The sequence below is a fragment of the Mycobacterium colombiense genome (genome assembly GCF_001953985.1).
Taxonomy (GTDB): Bacteria; Actinomycetota; Actinomycetes; order Mycobacteriales; family Mycobacteriaceae; genus Mycobacterium; species Mycobacterium colombiense_B.
Map to the genome: position 1 here is coordinate 75,305 of NZ_MBEI01000083.1, position 18,521 is coordinate 93,825.

General features: G+C 68.7%; 19 protein-coding genes. 14 read left to right on the forward strand and 5 right to left on the reverse strand.

The genetic code is table 11. The annotated features are described in order from the left end of the window. The first annotated feature begins 64 nt into the window (after positions 1-64). From dacB to hpt, 4 genes are read left to right on the forward strand one after another with little or no spacing between them, the layout of a single operon-like run. On the forward strand, positions 65-1,450 hold the full coding sequence (gene dacB, locus A5732_RS26365) for a D-alanyl-D-alanine carboxypeptidase/D-alanyl-D-alanine endopeptidase (protein WP_076050717.1): 1,386 nt from the start codon (positions 65-67) through the stop codon (positions 1,448-1,450). After that, positions 1,447-2,508 (forward strand): zinc-dependent metalloprotease, encoded by a 1,062-nt coding sequence (locus tag A5732_RS26370; RefSeq protein WP_076050820.1) that lies wholly within the window; start codon positions 1,447-1,449, stop codon positions 2,506-2,508. Before dacB ends, A5732_RS26370 begins: the two co-directional genes overlap by 4 nt. Continuing rightward, entirely contained in the window at positions 2,487-3,461 is a 975-nt protein-coding gene (gene tilS, locus A5732_RS26375; RefSeq protein WP_076103820.1) for a tRNA lysidine(34) synthetase TilS, read from the forward strand. Before A5732_RS26370 ends, tilS begins: the two co-directional genes overlap by 22 nt. Positions 3,462-3,511: 50 nt before the next feature. Next, entirely contained in the window at positions 3,512-4,123 is a 612-nt protein-coding gene (gene hpt / locus A5732_RS26380; RefSeq protein ID WP_076050713.1) for a hypoxanthine phosphoribosyltransferase, read from the forward strand. A 65-nt stretch (positions 4,124-4,188) separates the two neighbouring features. Here hpt and A5732_RS26385 read toward each other — a convergent pair whose 3' ends face one another. Beyond that, entirely contained in the window at positions 4,189-4,929 is a 741-nt protein-coding gene (locus A5732_RS26385; protein ID WP_076103823.1) for an SIMPL domain-containing protein, read from the reverse strand. A gap of 416 nt (positions 4,930-5,345) precedes the next feature. Between A5732_RS26385 and A5732_RS26390 the strand changes: the two genes are divergently transcribed. After that, complete coding sequence (locus A5732_RS26390) at positions 5,346-5,645, forward strand: PE family protein (protein WP_064952557.1); 300 nt, start codon at positions 5,346-5,348, stop codon at positions 5,643-5,645. Between the two features lie 13 nt (positions 5,646-5,658). Further along, on the forward strand, positions 5,659-6,894 hold the full coding sequence (locus A5732_RS26395) for a PPE family protein (protein WP_076103824.1): 1,236 nt from the start codon (positions 5,659-5,661) through the stop codon (positions 6,892-6,894). Positions 6,895-7,245: 351 nt separating this feature from the next. On the opposite strand, the gene A5732_RS26400 is transcribed toward A5732_RS26395, so the two are convergent. The 4 genes from A5732_RS26400 to A5732_RS26415 all read right to left on the reverse strand — a co-directional run bounded on the left by A5732_RS26400 (position 7,246) and on the right by A5732_RS26415 (position 10,980). Continuing rightward, on the reverse strand, positions 7,246-7,647 hold the full coding sequence (locus tag A5732_RS26400) for a nuclear transport factor 2 family protein (RefSeq protein ID WP_253189123.1): 402 nt from the start codon (positions 7,645-7,647) through the stop codon (positions 7,246-7,248). 176 nt (positions 7,648-7,823) lie between these two features. Beyond that, a complete protein-coding gene (locus tag A5732_RS26405) occupies positions 7,824-8,837 on the reverse strand; it encodes a zinc-binding dehydrogenase (protein WP_076103830.1) in 1,014 nt (337 codons plus the stop codon). Then, on the reverse strand, positions 8,837-10,024 hold the full coding sequence (locus A5732_RS26410) for an LLM class flavin-dependent oxidoreductase (protein WP_076050703.1): 1,188 nt from the start codon (positions 10,022-10,024) through the stop codon (positions 8,837-8,839). The genes A5732_RS26405 and A5732_RS26410 overlap by 1 nt, the downstream gene beginning before the upstream one ends. Continuing rightward, positions 10,021-10,980: an alpha/beta fold hydrolase gene (locus tag A5732_RS26415; protein ID WP_142256685.1), complete on the reverse strand. Its 960-nt coding sequence runs from the start codon at positions 10,978-10,980 to the stop codon at positions 10,021-10,023. Before A5732_RS26415 ends, A5732_RS26410 begins: the two co-directional genes overlap by 4 nt. 107 nt (positions 10,981-11,087) lie before the next feature. Here A5732_RS26415 and A5732_RS26420 point away from each other — a divergent pair, with 107 nt between their 5' ends. The 8 genes from A5732_RS26420 to A5732_RS26460 form a co-directional block, all read left to right on the forward strand. After that, positions 11,088-11,501: a VOC family protein gene (locus tag A5732_RS26420; protein ID WP_076050702.1), complete on the forward strand. Its 414-nt coding sequence runs from the start codon at positions 11,088-11,090 to the stop codon at positions 11,499-11,501. Positions 11,502-11,638: 137 nt separating this feature from the next. Further along, positions 11,639-14,068, forward strand: coding sequence for an ATP-dependent zinc metalloprotease FtsH (gene ftsH / locus A5732_RS26430; RefSeq protein WP_076103832.1), 2,430 nt, complete (start codon positions 11,639-11,641; stop codon positions 14,066-14,068). Between the two features lie 16 nt (positions 14,069-14,084). Beyond that, on the forward strand, positions 14,085-14,687 hold the full coding sequence (gene folE, locus A5732_RS26435) for a GTP cyclohydrolase I FolE (protein WP_064952550.1): 603 nt from the start codon (positions 14,085-14,087) through the stop codon (positions 14,685-14,687). Continuing rightward, the gene (gene folP / locus A5732_RS26440) at positions 14,684-15,535 is read left to right on the forward strand and encodes a dihydropteroate synthase (protein ID WP_139334483.1); all 852 of its coding nucleotides are present in this window, start codon (positions 14,684-14,686) and stop codon (positions 15,533-15,535) included. Before folE ends, folP begins: the two co-directional genes overlap by 4 nt. Further along, entirely contained in the window at positions 15,528-15,929 is a 402-nt protein-coding gene (gene folB, locus A5732_RS26445; RefSeq protein ID WP_076103834.1) for a dihydroneopterin aldolase, read from the forward strand. The genes folP and folB overlap by 8 nt, the downstream gene beginning before the upstream one ends. After that, entirely contained in the window at positions 15,926-16,474 is a 549-nt protein-coding gene (gene folK / locus A5732_RS26450) for a 2-amino-4-hydroxy-6-hydroxymethyldihydropteridine diphosphokinase (protein ID WP_076103837.1), read from the forward strand. Before folB ends, folK begins: the two co-directional genes overlap by 4 nt. Beyond that, a complete protein-coding gene (locus tag A5732_RS26455) occupies positions 16,474-16,950 on the forward strand; it encodes a DUF3180 domain-containing protein (protein ID WP_076103840.1) in 477 nt (158 codons plus the stop codon). The genes folK and A5732_RS26455 overlap by 1 nt, the downstream gene beginning before the upstream one ends. A 126-nt stretch (positions 16,951-17,076) precedes the next feature. After that, positions 17,077-18,521: DUF6779 domain-containing protein (locus A5732_RS26460; protein ID WP_253189124.1), on the forward strand; the 1,445-nt coding region annotated here is incomplete at its 3' end.

Sequence of the window (18,521 nt, forward strand, 5' to 3'; positions counted from 1 at the left end):
CTACACCCTAGTCGAGCGCATCTCCGCCGATTCGGCAGAATGGGTTCAGACAGTCAGGAGAGTGATGGCCCGTACTCGCTGGCAAAAATCCACCCCAGTGTTCATCGGGTTGGGCGTGCTGGTGTTTGTCGCCGCCGTAGTGGTCGCGGCAACGTTCTTCACCACGGCCGGACACGGCGCCAACAGCGCGCATGCCCCGATCCCGCCCCCGCACGCCCCGACGGTGAAGCCCGGCATGGTCCCGGTGAGCGACACCGCCGAGCTACCCAGCCGACCCGGCGTCGCCGCGATGCTGGCGCCGGTGGCGGGCGACCCCAACCTGGGCCGGTTAGGCGGACGGGTCACCGACGCCATCACCGGAAAAGAGCTGTGGCAGGTCGGCGACGACATGCCGCTGGTGCCGGCGTCGACCAACAAAGTGCTCACCGCGGCCGCTGCCCTGCTCACGCTGGACCACCAGGCCCGGATCAGCACCCGCGTGGTGGCCGGCAGCCAAAACGCCCAGGGACCCGTGGTCCTGGTGGGCGCGGGCGATCCGGCGCTGTCGGCGGCGCCGCCCGGAGTGCCAACCTGGTACCGCGGGTCGGCCCGGCTCAGCGACCTCGTCGAACAGATCCGCCGCAGCGGCGTGACGCCGACCTCGGTGCAGGTGGACATCTCCGCGTTCAGCGGGCCGACGATGGCGCAGGGGTGGGACCTGGCCGACGTCGACAACGGCGACATCGCGCCGATCGAGTCGGTGATGATCGACGCCGGCCGCATCCAGCCTTCGACGGTCAACTCGCGCCGGTCCCGGACCCCGGCCCTGGATGCCGGCCGGGAGCTGGCCAAGGCGCTGGCCCTGGACCCGAACGCGGTCACGATCGCCGCGGCGCCGTCGGGAGCGCGGCAGCTGGCGGTCGTGCAGTCGGCGCCGCTGGTCCAGCGGCTGTCGGAGATGATGGACCACTCCGACAACGTGCTGGCCGAAAGCATCGCCCGCGAGGTGGCGGCCGCGATCAACCGGCCGCGCAGCTTTGCCGGCGCCGTCGACGCGGTGACCAATCGGCTGACCACCGCTCACGTCGACACCGCGGGTGTGACGCTGCTGGATTCCAGTGGACTTTCGGTCGACGATCGGCTGACGGCCAAGACGCTGGACGGCGTGCTGCAGGCCGCGGCGGGGCCCGACCAGCCGCCGCTGCGGGCACTGCTGGATCTGCTCCCGATCGCCGCCGGCAGCGGGACGCTGGCCGATCGCTTCACCGACGCCTCCACGGCCCAGGGCCCCGCGGGCTGGCTGCGGGCCAAAACCGGCTCGCTGACCGGCATCAACGCACTGGCCGGGGTGCTCACCGACCGCAGCGGCCGGGTCCTCACCTTCGCGTTCATCTCCAACGATGCTGGCCCGAACGGCCGCAACGTGATGGACGCCCTGGCCACCCGGTTGTGGTCCTGCGGGTGCTCATGACGCCGTCGCCGGACCTGACGCTGGGTACCGCCGTCGACTGGCAGTTCGCGGCCACCGTCGGGCGGCGGCTGGCCCGTCCGGGTCCCCCGTCCAGCGACTACACCCGCCGTCAGGTGATCGACGAGCTCGCCACCGCGTCCACCAAAGCCGAACCGCTGGTGCGTGACGTCACCGGCCTGGTCACCGACGGCGCGGTGCCGGCCGCGCGCATCGTCGACCGCCCGGACTGGATCGCCGCCGCCACCGAGTCGATGCGGGTGATGATGAACGGCGCCGAGAAGCCGCGCGGGTTTCTCACCGGCCGCGTCACCGGCGCGCAGACCGGCGCCGTCCTGGCCTACGTGTCGTCGGGGATTCTGGGCCAATACGACCCGTTCGCCGCCAACAACGGAGCCAGAACCGGCTGCCTGCTGCTGGTGTATCCCAACGTCATCGCCGTCGAGCGGCAGCTTCGGATCGAGCCGTCCGATTTCCGGCTGTGGGTGTGCCTGCACGAGGTGACCCATCGCGTGCAGTTCACCGCCAACCCGTGGCTGCCCGACTACATGTCGCAGGCGCTGGGCCTGCTGACCCGCGACGTCGGCGAGGACATAGGGCAGGTGATCGGCCGGCTCGCCGAATATGCCCGCAACCGCGGCACCGGAACGCCGGAATCCGACGCCAACTCGTCGGGCATTCTCGGCCTGGTGCGCGCCGTGCAGTCCGAACCGCAGCGGCAGGCGCTGGACCAGCTGCTGGTGCTGGGCACCCTGCTGGAGGGCCACGCCGACCACGTCATGGATGCCGTCGGGCCGATGGCGGTGCCGTCGGTGGCCACCATCCGCCGCCGGTTCGACGAGCGCCGCCACCGCAAGCAGCCCCCGCTGCAGCGGTTGTTGCGCGCACTGCTGGGGCTCGACGCCAAGCTCAGCCAGTACACCCGCGGCAAGGCGTTCGTCGACCACGTGGTCGGTCAGGTGGGGATGGCCCGGTTCAACGCCATCTGGACCGGCCCCGACACGCTGCCGCTGCCCACCGAGATCGAAGAACCTCAGCGGTGGATCGACCGGGTGCTGTAGACCGGCTGCGCGCGGCTGTCGAGGCGTTCGTCAAGGCCCACCTCGGCAGCGGCGAACAGTGGTGCGTGGCGCTGTCCGGCGGTCCCGATTCCCTGGCCCTGACCGCGGTGGCGGCCCAGCTGCGGCCCACCACGGCGGTGATCGTCGACCACGGCCTGCAACCCGACTCGGCCACCGTCGCCGAGACCGCACGGGCGCAGGCCGTGGCATTGGGATGCGTTGCGGCTCAAGTGGTCCGGGTGCAGGTGGGCAACCAGGGCGGTCCCGAAGCGGCGGCGCGCGCGGCCCGCTACGCCGCGTTGAGCGCCTATCACACCGGCCCGGTCCTGTTGGGGCACACGCTCGACGACCAGGCCGAGACGGTGCTGCTGGGGCTGGGCCGCGGGTCCGGGGTGCGCTCGATCGCCGGGATGCGCACCTACGACCCGCCGTGGTGCCGGCCGTTGCTGGAGGTGCGGCGCGCGGTGACGCACGCCGCCTGCGCGGAGCTGGGGCTGACCCCCTGGCAGGATCCGCACAACACCGACCGCCGCTTCACCCGAACCCGGCTGCGCACCGAGGTGCTGCCGCTGCTGGAGGACGCGCTCGGCGGAGGCGTGGCCGAGGCGCTGGCCCGCACCGCGACGTCGTTGCGGGAGGACTCCGAGCTCATCGACGGGCTGGCGGCGCGGGCGCTGCCCGAGGCCAAGGCGGACTCCGGCCTGCGGGTTCAGGCGTTGGCGACGCTGGACGCCCCGGTGCGGCGCCGGGTGATCCGGGCGTGGTTGTTGGCCGGCGGCGCAACGAACCTGACCGACAAGCAGATTCGTGGGGTGGACGCCCTCGTCACCGGCTGGCACGGGCAGGGCGGAGTGGCGGTCGGGTCGTCGCTGCCCGACGAGCGATTGTTCGCGGGCCGCCGCGACGGCGTGCTGACGCTGTGGCGCGAGCCGGTCGGCAAACCGATCCGTTAGCCGCAATACCGGGGCTGCCGTTGGTTATTCGCCCGCCGTCGTGGCACTCTGTGGGCGTGGCCCAGATCTCCTCGGCGATCACCCCCGCCCAACCCGCGGAGCTCTACCCCGGGGATATCAAGTCTGTCCTGCTGACGTCGGCGCAAATTCAGGCGCGAATCGCCGAACTCGGCCATGAAATCGGCGAGAGCTACCGCGATGCCGCGATCGAGACCGGACAGGACCTGCTGCTGATCACCGTGCTCAAGGGCGCTGTGATCTTTGTCACCGACCTGGCCCGCGCGATCCCGCTGCCCACCCAGTTCGAATTCATGGCCGTCAGCTCCTACGGGTCGTCGACGTCGTCCTCGGGCGTGGTGCGGATTCTCAAGGACCTGGACCGCGATATCCAGGGACGCGACGTGCTGATCGTCGAGGACGTCGTCGACTCGGGCCTGACGCTGTCCTGGCTGCTGCGCAACCTCAAGACGCGGCACCCGCGTTCGCTGCGGGTGTGCACGCTGCTGCGCAAGCCCGACGCGCAGGGCGCCCACGTCGACATCGCCTATGTGGGCTTCGACATCCCCAACGACTTCGTCGTCGGCTACGGCCTCGATTACGACGAGCGCTACCGCGACCTGTCCTACATCGGCACCCTGGACCCCAGGGTCTACCAGCAGTAGATCCCGGCCCGAACCGTCGGGCTCAGTCATGGCGGCGACCCGCTGCGCGGCGCTTGCGATCGCCGCTAGTCCAGCTCCCACACCGCGGTCACCGAGAAGTTCACGGTCTGCTGGCCGGGCTCCATCGGAACCATCGACGGCATGGCCCGCGGCGCCCCGACGGGCGGCGGGGTATTGCCGGTGGCTTCCGAGATGGACAGCACCCGGCCCAGGCGCAGCCCGGACAGCTGGGCGTACTGATCGGCCCGGTTCTTGGCGTCGTTGAAGGCCCGCGACCGGGCGTCCTTCACCAGCTGGGAATCGTCGGCGATGGAATAGCGGACGGACTTGATCCGGGTGGCGTCACCGCCCGTGCCGACGATGAGGGCCAGCAACTTCGACGCGGCATCCGTCGGGCGAATCTTGACCGCGACGGCGTTGGTGGCGCGGTACGCCGTGATGGCGGCGGTACCGCTGGGCTCGGGGTTGTTGTATTCCGGCGACAGGGTGACCTCGGTGGTGCTGATGTCCTTGCGGTCGATGCCGGCGCCGGTCAGTGCGTTGATGACCGCCTGTTGACGGTCGTTGGTCTGGTTCATCGCCGTGGTGACGTCGGACGCGGTGAATTCGATGCCGACGTCGGCGGTCAGGGTGTCCGGAACGCCCTGCACCTGACCGGTGCCCACGACCGTGACCTGACGGGGGTTGGCCCCGGGCAGCGGCGGGTTGTGTTTGTCGCAGGCCGAGACCGCTGCAATCGTCAGGCCGGCCGCGGCCACGGTGATCGATCGGTGGATGAACTTCCAGGCGTTCGTTGCGACCGGCATGCCTGGCACCCTAGCCGCTGGGCCGCCGTCTATGGGAGCGATCTTCGCTTCGGTGTGCGGCGGCGTTGTCGTTGGCGCGGCCAGGGCGGCTGCCCGGGCCAGCTATTGCCCCGAATAATTATGTGCGACAGCAGGATTGAGATCGCGGCCGCAGCTGGCAAAGCCGAATGACCAGCCCCGGCAGCTCATATAAGCTCATATATGACTCCAATCATATTGGTTTGTAATACTTTTCATGCGATATCCAAATGTCGCAGCATTTCGGATCAGCTAAGTGAACAGTTCCCGTCCCGGTCATGAATTAGCGACTCGCGGGCTGTCATCTCTGGACGTGCCTGGCCTAACGTGTCCAGGCGTCCGACTCGGTGCGACCGTCAGTGCCGAGAGCTATTGATTTGAAAGGGTTTTGAGAAGAAATGTCTTTCTTGATGGCGCAGCCGGAAATATTGGCCGCTGCTGCCCGCGAGCTGCATAGAATCAGTGCGTCCGTGCGCGAAGGAAGCTCGGCGGTGGCAGCCACCACGACCGGGGTGGTGCCCGCCGCAGCCGACGCTGTCTCGATATTGACCGCGCAACGGTTCTCCCGGCATGGCCAGCTCTTCCAGGAGATCAGTGCGCAGGCTGCGGTGGTTCGTGAGCAGTTGGCGACAATGCTTGGCATCAGTGCTGGTTCGTACGCCGCCACGGAGATCGCCAACACCGCCGCGGTCGGTTAGGCAAGGGCGCACCATGCTGGACTTCGCGCAGTTGCCGCCGGAGATCAACTCCGCGCTGATGTATTCGGGACCCGGTTCGGCGCCCCTGCTGGCTGCCGCGGCCGCTTGGGACGGTTTGGCCACCGAATTGGATTCGGCGGCATCCGCCTATGGGTCGGTGATCGCGGGCCTCACCGACGGACCATGGCAGGGGCCGGCCTCGTCCGCGATGGTGACCGCGGCGGTTCCGCAAGTGGCGTGGTTACGCGGCACGGGCGGACAGCTGGAACAGGCCGCCCTGCAAGCGCTGGCGGCCGCGAGTGCCTACGAGTTGGCGTTCGCCGAAACGGTGCCGCCGCCGGTGATAGCGGCGAACCGGGCGTTGCTGATGGAGTTGCTGGCAACGAACTTCCTTGGTCAGAACACCCCGGCTATTGCCATTGCCGAGGCGCAATACGGCGAGATGTGGGCCCAAGACGCTGCCGCGATGTACGGATATGCCGGTACGGCGGCCGCGGCGTCGACACTGCCGCCGTTCGAGCCGGCCGAATCCGTTACCGATCCGGCGGGCGCCGCCCGTCAGGCTGCTGCGGTCGCCCAAGCAGCAGGCACCAGCGGAAGCGAGAGAGCGCTAGACGCGGCGCCCCAAACGCTATCGGCGCTGGCCGGGTCGACGAACAATCCCGCGTCGTCTGCCAATCCCATGCTTTCCCTGGGAGGAATCAGCCTGAACCCCGAAGGCGATGGCATCGTGGTCGGCGGCCCACTGGGTGATCTCCTGGAGGGCCTGACCGGATCGCAAACATTGGATGCCAGCACACCTTTCGACGCCTTCATCCGATTGATTTCTCCAACGCGGCTGTTCACCACCTCGTTCAAAGACATCCAGAGCCTTGCGCAGGGCTTCATGCCCGCCGCGAAGTCCGCGGCCGAGGGCGTCGCCAAAGCCGCAGAATCTGTTGCCCCCGCGGCTATTTCGGGCGCGGGCCTGGGCTCGATCGGCGCGATTGGCGGAGCCGTCGGCAAGGCGGCGTCGGTCGGTGGGCTATCTGTACCGGCGGCCTGGGCGAGCGCGGCCCCCACGCCGCCCTCGGTCGCCGTGGCACTCAACGCCGCCACCGGTGCGGGTGCGGTTGAACGTGCCACCAATGCGGTGGGCGGGGTACCGATGCTGCCCACCGGGACGGCTGGACGCACCGGCGCCCAGTTAGTCACTCCCCGATACGGTTTCAAGCCCACCGTAATCGCGCAACCCCCGGCGGGAGGTTGATGCGAACACCGTATGGCGAAACCAGCTGCACGCCAACTTGCGTTGGCGCCGGAACGTCGATGCGCCCGCGACCGGCCCGCACTACAGAAACGGCCAGGATTTGCCCCCACCTTTTTGCCTCGACCGTTTCGCCATGCCTCGGCCAGGTCGGATAACGCTTCCCTTAGCGTTGAGACATACTTCGTCTGATTCCGGTAGCTGGGGCAAGAAGTCCAACGGCGTGCAGCTATTCGCGTTTGATTCGTGCGCCAGCCCAGAACGTCGTCAGCCGATGATGGGTGCGAAAACGCAAAGGACCTTTTAGCAGTCCTGCGGCGGGCTTCCTGGTTGCGCCAACAGAAGCGGTCTTGCCTAAGCGCCTTTTGTCCAAGTCCACGCTGACAAGCGCCAGTCGGTGTCGACCTTGCGAAGCGCCACGGTGAAGAGTGACCCGGACTGAGCGACTTGCCTGCCGTCTAGGACGAACGTCATGGTGGCGGGAACGACGACATAGGCGCAGTCGCCTGTCACATCGACATGTCGTGGCTCGCCCATATTGATGTGGTAGCCGGAAGCCCCTAAGTGCTCTCCCTCGGCGAGCACGTCACTCCACCAGTCCTCGCAAGCTGTCGGTCCCTGCCACACATGGGGTGACATCCCGTCAAGAATCTGCATCGGGTCAGCGCATGCTGTCGCCATCGCCTTCACATCGCCGTCGTTGAAGGCATCTACATACGCCCGTACCGCCACCATTGGGTCGTTGGAGTTGGTCACGAATCATGACAATAGTTGCGCACCAAGAGTTGCTGTAGCGGTTGAGCCGCCTATGTTGACGGCAAAGGCATTTAAGGGTCTCCGCCGTGGTCGATCCACCTGCCGCTGGGTAGGGAGGCGGGATCGTCCCGTAGTTCGAACATAGGCTCGATTACAGGCAGGCCGACCGGCAACCTTCAGGGCGTGACGACGATCTTGCAGTGCCGCTCGGGGTCGGCGAGGTCGTCGAACGCCGTGCCGACCCCATCGAGGCCGACCTCGCCGGTGATCAGCGGGCTGGCGTCGATGTCGCCCTCGGCCAGGGCGCGTAGCGAATCGCCGAACTCCTCCGGCGTGTAGGCGAGGACGAATTGCACGTTGATCTCCTTGGCGATCGCGAAGAACGGGTGCACGGTGTCGGGTTGCATGCACACGCCGGCGACCACCAGGCGGGTGCCGGGCCGCGCACGAAGGAGCACGTCGTCGATGATGCCGGGCACGCCGACCGCCTCGAACACCACCGCGGGCTTGATTGCATCGAAGGGCGAACCCTGCGCCGGATCCAGCGTCTGGTGGGCCCCCATCGCGGTGGCCAGCTCACGGCGCTTGGGCGAAAAGTCAGCCGCCACAACGGGTTCCACGCCCTTCGCCTGCAGGGCGGCGATGATCGCGATCCCGATCGGGCCGCAGCCGAGCACGAGGGCCGTCTCGCCGGGCGCGATATTCGACTTGTTGACCGCGTGCAGGCCCACCGCCATCGGCTCGGTGAGGGAGGCGTGTTTGAAGTCCAGCCCGTTGGGGACGGGTAGCAGCAGCGGCGCCGACAGCAGCATGCGTTCGGCGTAGCCGCCGATCGTGCTGTTGCTGTAGACGATCGGCTCGACGCCCTTGGCGGACAACAGCACCGGCAACGAGGTGACCAGGGTGCCAGGCGGATGGGTATCGGTGTCGGGGCCGGCTTCGAGTATCTCGGCGCTGAACTCGTGACCCATGAAGATGTCGTGGTCCAGGTCGACGTGCATGGCGCCCGACCCGCCGGCCACCCGATCGCTCATCTCCAGCACCTGCGCGCCGTGGGCGGCGAAATGCAGGTCGGAGCCGCAGATTCCGCACGCACGCACGCCCACCAGCACCTGGCCGGTTTCGGGTATCGGGTCGGGCACGTCGTCCCGATAGACCATGCGGCCGTCCCGCAGCACCGCCGCGCGCATCAGTGCACCACGTCTTTCTGCTCGTCGACGTGCTCGGTGATGGCCTTGACGACAGCCTCGCCGGCCCGGCCGATCAGCTGGTCGCGCTTGCCCTTGGCCCAGTCGTGCGACGAGCGGGACGCTTCGAGCTGCCGTTTGAAGTGGGGAATCACCTTGCGCGCCATCAGGTCATAGCTGTGGTAGGTCGCCTGCGGCGAGGCCCAGTCGTGGCCGAGCATCAGCAGGGTGCCGAAGCCGCCGGAGCGGTCGAGCAGGTCCTCGATGTGGGCGATGGCGTCCTCGGGCGTGCCGATGCAGCAATTTCCTTTGGCCGCATAGTCGGCGACGAACTCGTGCGGTGTCTGCGTGTCTTCCACGCTGTTGGCCAGCGGCACAAATCCGGCGGCGCCAAAGTAATTCGCGAAATCCTGCAGCCCGTAGGTGCAGTCGTCGATGGCCTGCTCGCGGCTGTCCGCGATATGCATGATGCTCAACACGCGCCAGTCGCCCCGGTCCGGCTCGTCCCGCCCCGCCTTCGCGGCCTGTTCACGGACCACGTCCCAGGTGGTTTCCAGTGCCGCGTAGCCGCCGGGCACCGACATCGACAACGACAGCAGCGAGGTGCCGAGCGCGCCGGCCAGCCGTGGCCCCGACGGCGAAATCATTGCCGCCGTGGATATTTCGGGGTAAGGCCAGGTGTAGGGCCGGATGTGCAACTGGGCGTCACGCAGGGTGAACCAGTCGGAGTGCCGGTCGATGCGCTCGGTGGGTGCGGCGCGGAACAGCGCCAGGATCGCCTCGAGGGATTCCTGCATCATCCGGCGCTGCTCGATGGGGTCGATGCCCATCATGTAGGCGTCCGACGGCAGCGCGCCGGGCCCGGTACCGAACATCACCCGGCCGCGGGTCAGGTGATCGAGCAGCACCCACCGGTCGGCCACCATGAGCGGATGGTGGTAGGGCAGCGATACCACGCCGGTGCCCAGCCGGATGTGCTTGGTCCGCTCCGCCGCCGCCGCGATGAAGACTTCCGGGCAGGCGATCAGTTCGTAGCCGCCGGAGTGGTGTTCGCCGAACCACGCCTCGTCGAATCCGAGCCGATCCAGGGCGACGACCCGCTCCATGTCGTATTCCAGTGCCACCGTTGGGGATTGGCCGGTGGGATGAAACGGGGTGATAAAGACACCGAAACGCAGGGGTGCGCTCATTGCAGCTCCAATCCGTTGAGGAATTCCAGTAAGGCCGCGTTCACCTCGTCGGGGCGCTCCTGCTGCAGCCAATGCCCGGCGCCGTCGATCATCACCTGTCGGTAAGGCCCGGAGATCGCGTCGGCGGCGCGGTCGGTGCGGGTGAAGGACAGGACGGGATCAGCCGTGCCGCCGATGAACAAACACGGGACCGAGATCTTCACGCCGTCGAGCTCGGGAGTGGTCTCCCAGTTGCGGTCGAAATTGCGATACCAGTTCAGGCCGCCGGTGAAGCCGGTGCGGGTGAACTCGGCGATGTAATGGTCGAGCTCGTCCTGGCTTATCCAGTCCGGCAGCCCGTCGGGTTCGGGTAGCCGCTCGATGAAGCCTTCCGGACCGGGGGTGGCCATCCGCACCAGCGCATCCTTGCCGTCGGCTCGCAGGCTGCCCATCATGCGTCGCATCACCCGGGCGGGATCGGCGTTCAATTCGGCGTCGGCGACGCCGGGCTCCTGAAAGTACAGGATGTAGAAGAAGTTCTCGCCGAACATCTTGCGCCAGGCCTTCGTCGGCGCCACGTGCGGCCGCGGCGTCACCGGCACGCTCAGCGCCGCGACGGCCGCGACCCGGTCCGGGTGCAGCAGCGGGGCGTTCCACACCACGGCGGCGCCCCAGTCGTGCCCCACCCACACGGCGCGCTGCGCGCCGACGTCGTCGAGCAGCCCGACCAGGTCTGCGGTCAGCTGATGGATGTCGTAGGCGTCGACGGCGTCCGGACGATCCGAACCGCCGTAGCCGCGCTGATCGGGCGCCAGCACGTGGTACCCGGCGTCGGCGAGGACAGGTATCTGGTGACGCCAGGAGTAGGCGAGTTCGGGAAAGCCGTGCGCCAGGAGCACCACCGGTGCGTCGCGGTCGCCCGCCTCGATCACCCGTAGCCGCGCACCATTGGTCTCTACTAACCGTTCGGTTGGCACCGTCTCACCAAAGCACAACGGTTGCTGGCTGAGAAGGCCCGAATACGTCTCACTCGCCCGCGCCGGGTTGGCGATCAAAAAGGCGCACGGCGGGAATACTCGATTCGATGCGCTTGGACCATGTGGTGCTCTGGACGAGAAACCCGCGGGCGTCGATGGACTTCTACACCCGCGTCGTCGGGCTGGAACCGGTCCGCTTCGCCGAATTCGAAGCCGGGGACGCGCCGTTTCCTAGCGTGCGGATTTGCGGGGACTCCATCATCGACCTGATGCCCACCGAAGGCATTTCGTCGACCGAGACTTTGACGCGCATCGAGGGCAGCGCCGGCCATCCGGTGAATCACGTCTGCCTGGCGCTGTCGAAGGCCGAATATGACGCGTTGGACCGACGGCTGCAGGCCGAAGGCGTGGATACCGGCGCGCGGCTGAACCGGAGCTTCGGCGCGCGCGGGTGGGCGCCGCAGGGGTACTACTTCTCCGATCCGGACGGAAACGTGGTCGAGGCCCGCTATTACGACTAGCCGGGAACTCCCGGTCGTTATCCGAAGAGACGGTGGCGACCGCTCTGCCGGAGCTGGCGATCGCCGCTAGCGGTAGCCTGGACTTTTTCAGCTGCGTGTATATCGGGGAAGGACCTGGCCGCTAAGGCCGATGATTGATGAACCGGAAAAACGTGATTCGCACCATCACGGCAATTGCTGTCGTGGTGCTGCTCGGTTGGTCGTTCTTCTACTTCAGCGACGACACCCGCGGCTATAAGCCCGTCGACACATCCGTGGCGATGTCCCAGATCAACGGCGACAACGTCAAAAGCGCGCAAATCGACGACCGGGAACAGCAACTGCGATTGACCCTGAAGAAGGGCAATGGTGACACCGACAATTCCGACAAGGTCATCACCAAGTTCCCCAGCGGCTACGCCGTCGACCTGTTCAACGCGCTGAGCGCCAAGAACGCGAAGGTCAGCACGGTCGTCAACCAGGGCAGCATCCTGGGCGAGCTGCTGGTCTACGTCCTGCCGCTACTGCTGCTGGTGGGGCTGTTCGTGATGTTCTCCCGAATGCAGGGCGGCGCCCGGATGGGCTTCGGCTTCGGCAAGTCGCGCGCCAAACAGCTCTCCAAGGACATGCCCAAGACCACATTCGCCGACGTCGCCGGCGTCGACGAGGCGGTCGAGGAGCTCTACGAGATCAAGGACTTCCTGCAGAACCCCGGCCGCTATCAGGCGCTGGGCGCCAAGATCCCGAAGGGCGTGCTGCTCTACGGCCCGCCGGGAACCGGTAAGACGTTGCTGGCCCGCGCGGTCGCCGGGGAGGCCGGTGTCCCGTTCTTCACGATCTCGGGTTCGGACTTCGTCGAGATGTTCGTCGGCGTGGGTGCGTCCCGCGTCCGCGACCTGTTCGACCAGGCCAAGCAGAACAACCCCTGCATCATCTTCGTCGACGAGATCGACGCGGTGGGCCGCCAGCGCGGCGCGGGCCTGGGCGGCGGGCACGACGAGCGCGAGCAGACGCTGAACCAGTTGCTGGTCGAGATGGACGGATTCGACCCGCGCGCCGGCGTCATCCTGATCGCCGCCACCAACCGGCCGGACATCCTGGACCCGGCGCTGCTGCGCCCCGGCCGCTTCGATCGGCAGATCCCGGTGTCCAACCCGGACCTGGCGGGTCGCAAGGCGGTGCTGGAGGTGCACTCCAAGGGCAAGCCGATCGGCCCGGACGCGGACCTCGCCGGGCTGGCCAAGCGGACCGTCGGCATGACCGGCGCCGACCTGGCCAACGTCATCAACGAGGCCGCGCTGCTGACCGCTCGGGAGAACGGCACCGTCATCACCAGCGCCGCGCTGGAGGAAGCGGTGGACCGGGTGATCGGCGGGCCGCGCCGCAAGGGCCGGATCATCAGCGAGCAGGAAAAGAAGATCACCGCCTATCACGAGGGCGGACACACCCTGGCGGCCTGGGCGATGCCCGACATCGAGCCCATCTACAAGGTGACGATCCTGGCGCGTGGGCGCACCGGTGGCCACGCGGTGGCGGTGCCGGAGGAGGACAAAGGCCTGCGGACCCGCTCGGAGATGATCGCGCAGTTGGTGTTCGCGATGGGCGGACGCGCCGCCGAGGAACTGGTCTTCCGCGAGCCGACGACCGGCGCGGTGTCCGACATCGAGCAGGCCACCAAGATCGCCCGCGCGATGGTGACCGAATTCGGCATGAGCTCCAAACTCGGTGCGGTCAAATACGGTTCGGAGCACGGCGACCCGTTCCTGGGCCGCACCATGGGCACGCAGGCGGACTACTCGCACGAGGTCGCCCGCGACATCGACGACGAGATCCGCAAGTTGATCGAGGCCGCTCACACCGAGGCGTGGGAGATCCTCACCGAATACCGGGACATACTCGACACTTTGGCGGGCCAGCTGCTGGAAAAGGAAACCCTGCACCGGGCCGAGCTGGAGGCCATCTTCTCCGGAGTCGAAAAACGGCCCAGGCTAACGATGTTCGACGATTTCGGCGGCCGCATCCCGTCGGACAAACCGCCCATCAAGACGCCGGGCGAGCTGGCCATCGAGCGCGGCGAGCCCTGGCCGCCGCCGACCCCCGAGCCGGCCTTCAAGGCGGCCATCGCGCGGGCCAGCGAAGCGGCCGCCGCCGCCCGGGTGGAGGCCGACCGAAACGCCAACGGCAGCAACGGTTCTCACGGCGCCCAAGGCAGCGGCAATCGTCAGGGGGAGGGACCCACCCAACCCGACTACGGCGCCCCGGCCGGCTGGCGCGCGCCCGGATGGCCACCGCAGCAACAGCAGCCGACCTACTGGCAGCCGCCCGCGCAGCCCGGCCAGCAGCCCTACTGGCAGCAGCCGGCCCGCGGCTACCCGGGCCCGCAGGGCTACCCTGGGCAGCAGGGCCACCCGGGCGGTCAGCAAAGTTATCCCGGTCAGCAGGGCGGCGCGGGTCACCCCGGCCAGGCGCGTCCCGCCTACCCGCCGTATCCGCCGTATCCACCGCCCGGCCAACCCGCCCCGGAAGGCGGCTCGCCCGACCGGCAGGATGACGACGTAAGCCGGTCCAACCCGCCGGCTCACGGCTGAGCAAACGGAGGATTCGATGGCGCTGCCGGATACCGCGATGCCTAGGACGCGGGTGTTCGATCAGGAGCGCGCCGAGGCCGCGGTCCGCGAGTTGCTGCACGCGATCGGCGAAGACCCCGACAGGAACGGCCTGCGGGAAACTCCCGCGCGCGTCGCCCGCGCCTACCGGGAGATGTTCGCCGGGCTCTACACCGATCCCGACAGCGTGCTGAACACCATGTTCGACGAGGACCACGACGAGCTGGTGCTGGTCAAGGAAATCCCGCTGTACTCCACGTGTGAGCACCACCTGGTGGCGTTCCACGGCGTGGCCCACGTCGGCTACATCCCGGGCAACGACGGCCGGGTCACCGGCCTGTCGAAGATCGCGCGGCTGGTCGACCTCTATTCCAAGCGGCCCCAGGTGCAGGAGCGGCTCACCAGCCAGATCGCCGACGCACTGGTGAAAAAGCTCAATCCGCGCGGCGTGATCGTCGTGGTCGAGGCCGAGCACCTGTGCATGGCGATGCGCGGTGTCCGCAAGCCCGGAGCGGTTACCACCACCTCCGCGGTGCGCGGCCTGTTCAAGACGAACGCAGCTTCTCGAGCCGAAGCGCTCGACCTGATCCTGCGTAAGTGAGTCTGGCGCCTGTGCAGGTAATGGGAGTTCTGAACGTCACTGACGATTCGTTCTCCGACGGTGGCCGCTATCTCGACCCCGACAAGGCCGTGGCCCAGGGTTTGGCCCTGGTCGCCGACGGGGCCGACATCGTCGACGTCGGGGGAGAGTCGACCCGGCCCGGCGCCACGCGGATCGATCCTCGCGTCGAGACATCCCGGGTCGTCCCCGTCGTCAAAGAACTTGCGGCACAGGGCGTCACCATCAGCATCGACACCATGCACGCCGACGTCGCGCGGGCGGCGCTGGGTGCCGGAGCGCGGATCGTCAACGACGTGTCCGGCGGCCGCGCCGATCCAGCGATGGCGCCGCTGTTGGCCGACGCGAAAGTGCCCTGGGTGCTGATGCATTGGCGTTCGGTGTCGGCCGAGCGGCCGCACGCGGCGCCGCACTACCGCGACGTGGTCGCCGAGGTGCGCGACGAGCTGCTGGCCAGCGTCGACGCCGCGGTGTCCGCCGGTGTCGACCCCCGCCAGCTGATGATCGATCCCGGGCTGGGATTCGCCAAGACGGGACAACACAATTGGGCGCTGCTACATGCCCTGCCGCAGTTGGTCGGCACCGGCATTCCGGTGCTCCTGGGTGCATCACGCAAACGGTTCCTCGGTACGTTGTTAGCCGGGGCCGACGGTTCGCCGCGACCGCCGGATGGGCGTGAGACGGCCACCGCGGTGGTGTCCGCGCTGGCCGCATTGCACGGCGCCTGGGGGGTGCGTGTGCACGATGTGCGGGCCACGGTCGACGCCCTCAAGGTCGTCGCGGCCTGGACCGACGGGTCGCGCACGGAGCTGGCTGGAGACAATGGCTGATCGAATCGAGTTGCGCGGATTGAAGGTTCGCGGACAACACGGGGTTTTCGACCATGAGCGGGCCAACGGTCAGGACTTCGTCGTCGACATCACGGTGTGGATCGACCTCGCCGGCGCCGCCGCCAGCGACGAACTCGACGACACCTACGACTACGGCGCGCTGGCCCAATTGGCCGCCGACGTGGTGGCCGGCCCCGCGCGCAATCTGATCGAAACCGTCGGAGCCCAGATCGCCGACCAGGTGATGGACGACGAACGCGTGCACGCCGTCGAGGTGGTGGTGCACAAGCCGCAGGCTCCGATCCCGCAGCAGTTCGCCGACGTCGCGGTGGTGGTGCGACGGTCGCGCCGCGGCGGCCGCGGTTCGGTGGTGCCGGCGGGCGGGTCGTTATGACGCGCGTGGTGCTGTCTATCGGCTCCAACCTGGGTGACCGGCTGGCGCGGTTGCAGTCGGTCGTCGACGGGCTTGGAGACAAGGTGCTCGCCGTGTCGCCGGTGTACGAGACCGACCCTTGGGGCCGGGTGGACCAGGCGCCGTTTCTCAACGCGGTGCTGATCGCCGACGACCCGGCCTGCGACGGGCAGGCCTGGCTGCGGCGGGCGCAGGAGTTCGAGCAGGCGGCGGGCCGCGTGCGCGGCGAGCGCTGGGGCCCGCGCACCCTCGACGTCGACCTGATCGCCTGCTACGGCCCGACCGAGGTGATCTCCCGGGAGAACAACTTGACCCTGCCGCATCCGCTGGCCCACCTGCGGGCGTTCGTGCTCATCCCATGGCTGGATGTCGACCCGGACGCGCAGCTGACGCTGGCCGACGGGCCGCAGCCGGCCGCCGGCCTGCTGGCCCAGCTGGAAGCGGCCGACCGGAACGGCGTGCGCCCGACCGGCCTGACGCTTCGGCCGAGCGGGAAGCCGCCGGGCGATCAGGAGCCGACGGCCTGATGGGACCCACCCGCAAGCGTGACCTGACCGCCGCGGTGGTCGCCGCCGCCTTTGTGGGATATCTGCTGGTCAAAGGCCTCTACCGGTGGTTTCCGCCGATCACGGTGTGGACCGGCCTGTCGCTGCTGGCGGTGGCGGTCGTCGAGGCGCTGTGGGCGCGCTACGTGCGGGCCAGGATCAGCGAGGGCGAGATCGGGTCCGGCCCGGGTTGGCTGCACCCGCTTGCGGTGGCGCGCAGCCTGATCGTCGCCAAGGCCTCGGCCTGGGTGGGTGCGGTGATGCTGGGCTGGTGGGTCGGCATCCTGGTGTACTTCCTGCCGCGCAAGTCCTGGCTGCGGGCCGCCGCCCAGGACACCTCGGGGACCGTGGTCGCGGCCGTCAGCGCGCTGGCGCTGCTGATTGCCGCGCTGTGGCTGCAACATTGCTGCAAATCACCGCCGGATCAGACTGAGCACGGCGAGGGTGTGGAAACCTAGCCCGGCGCCGCGATTGCCGGCTGGCGGCGGGCGATCAACTCTGCCGGCGACGCCGCCGATAACCCGCGCGAGAATCGCCGGACCCGCGCGACACGCGGATTGACCTCGCGCAGGTACTCTCAGGCCATGACCGTTCTGTCCCGCGGCGCCCGGGGGCGGCGCGGCGGCCGCAGGCCGGGGTGGGTGCTCTTGACAGCGTTGCTGGTCCTCGCGATGGGGGCCAGTTCCGCATTGGTTTTCACCAATCGGGTGGAACTTCTCAAGCTCGCTGTAATCCTGGCGCTGTGGGCCGCAGTCGCCGGTGCCTTCGTCTCCGTGCTCTATCGGCGCCAAAGCGACGCCGATCAGTCCCGCGTCCGCGACCTCAAGCTCGTCTACGACCTGCAGCTGGACCGCGAGATCTCGGCCCGGCGTGAATACGAGCTGACCGTCGAGTCACAGTTGCGCCGCGAGCTGGCCTCCGAGCTGCGCGCCCAGGCCGCCGACGATCTGGCCGAGTTGCGCGCCGAACTTTCCGCCTTGCGGACCAGCCTGGAAATCCTGTTCGACACCGACCTCGCTCACCGCCCGGCCCTCGGCGGCACGCCGGAGGCCGAGCCGCAACCGGAGCGCGCGTACAGCGAGTGGGATCGCAACGGCGAGAACCCCCGCGACAGCCCGGTCGATTGGGTGACCAGCGACCGGGTGACGTCGGTGCCGCAGGACAACGCCGGCCGCGCCGACGACGCCATCATCGACGTGCCCGAGGAACCGCTGATCCCGCCGCGGCAGCAGCCGCCGACCCGCCGGGAACGAGTCCGTAACCAGTACGAACCGGCCCCGGATCCGGCGTACGCAGAAGAGCCCGCGTACGCCGAGGAATCCCCGTATGCGGGACCGGCGGAGTCGAGCTTCGAGCCCCGTTTCCAGCCGCCGCCCGCGCCTGCGGCCCAGTTCCAGCCGGAGCCCACACCGCAGCCCGAGCCGGAGCCGGAATCGCAGCGGCAGCCCCAGCCGCAGTGGCCGGGGCAGGGTTGGCAGCCGGCCGCCGCGGAGGGTCAGTGGGCACCGCCCGGCGCCCCCGGCAGCAATTGGGCCGGCGCCGATCCCCCCGCGTCGACCGGCGGCCGGCGGCGTGCCCGGCATTCGGACGCCGACGAGGCATGGGATGGCCTGCCCGTTGAGCCGGTGCCGCCACCGCCGTACGGCGACTCCGGTCGCCGGGCACGGTCGCGCCACTCGGCGGAGTACCGCGACTACGGGATGCGCAACTTTTCGCCCGTCGACGAGCCGCAGGCCGGACCGCCGCCCCCGGCCGCGCCGCCCCCGCCGGCCGCCGCGACGCCGCCGCCCTCGGAGGGCTGCACCTGCAGGCGGGCCAGCAGGTCGGCCACCGACTGGCCGCCCGTGGAGGTGCCTTCTCCGGTGCCATCGGGGCCCTCTTGCTGCGGGTCACCGCCGTGCCGGGGCGCCTGCTCCGGGACGGGCGGCGGCGCCAAGCGTGGCGGCGGTGGCGCGCCGGCGGACGTGGCGGCCGGTGCCGAGCTGTTGTTGCGCGCGGTCGACGACAGCGTGCTCGCACGCCCCGCGGC

Excerpts from the sequence above, each read along its gene's own strand:
- folB (WP_076103834.1), top strand. The coding sequence starts at position 15,528 with ATGGCTGATCGAATCGAGTTGCGCGGATTGAAGGTTCGCGGACAACAC.
- A5732_RS26410 (WP_076050703.1), bottom strand. The coding sequence starts at position 10,024 with ATGAGCGCACCCCTGCGTTTCGGTGTCTTTATCACCCCGTTTCATCCC.
- A5732_RS26420 (WP_076050702.1), top strand. The coding sequence starts at position 11,088 with ATGCGCTTGGACCATGTGGTGCTCTGGACGAGAAACCCGCGGGCGTCG.
- A5732_RS26405 (WP_076103830.1), bottom strand. The coding sequence starts at position 8,837 with ATGCGCGCGGCGGTGCTGCGGGACGGCCGCATGGTCTATCGGGACGAC.
- A5732_RS26385 (WP_076103823.1), bottom strand. The coding sequence starts at position 4,929 with ATGCCGGTCGCAACGAACGCCTGGAAGTTCATCCACCGATCGATCACC.
- A5732_RS26390 (WP_064952557.1), top strand. The coding sequence starts at position 5,346 with ATGTCTTTCTTGATGGCGCAGCCGGAAATATTGGCCGCTGCTGCCCGC.
- dacB (WP_076050717.1), top strand. The coding sequence starts at position 65 with ATGGCCCGTACTCGCTGGCAAAAATCCACCCCAGTGTTCATCGGGTTG.
- folK (WP_076103837.1), top strand. The coding sequence starts at position 15,926 with ATGACGCGCGTGGTGCTGTCTATCGGCTCCAACCTGGGTGACCGGCTG.
- A5732_RS26455 (WP_076103840.1), top strand. The coding sequence starts at position 16,474 with ATGGGACCCACCCGCAAGCGTGACCTGACCGCCGCGGTGGTCGCCGCC.
- A5732_RS26370 (WP_076050820.1), top strand. The coding sequence starts at position 1,447 with ATGACGCCGTCGCCGGACCTGACGCTGGGTACCGCCGTCGACTGGCAG.
- ftsH (WP_076103832.1), top strand. The coding sequence starts at position 11,639 with ATGAACCGGAAAAACGTGATTCGCACCATCACGGCAATTGCTGTCGTG.
- A5732_RS26395 (WP_076103824.1), top strand. The coding sequence starts at position 5,659 with ATGCTGGACTTCGCGCAGTTGCCGCCGGAGATCAACTCCGCGCTGATG.
- folE (WP_064952550.1), top strand. The coding sequence starts at position 14,085 with ATGGCGCTGCCGGATACCGCGATGCCTAGGACGCGGGTGTTCGATCAG.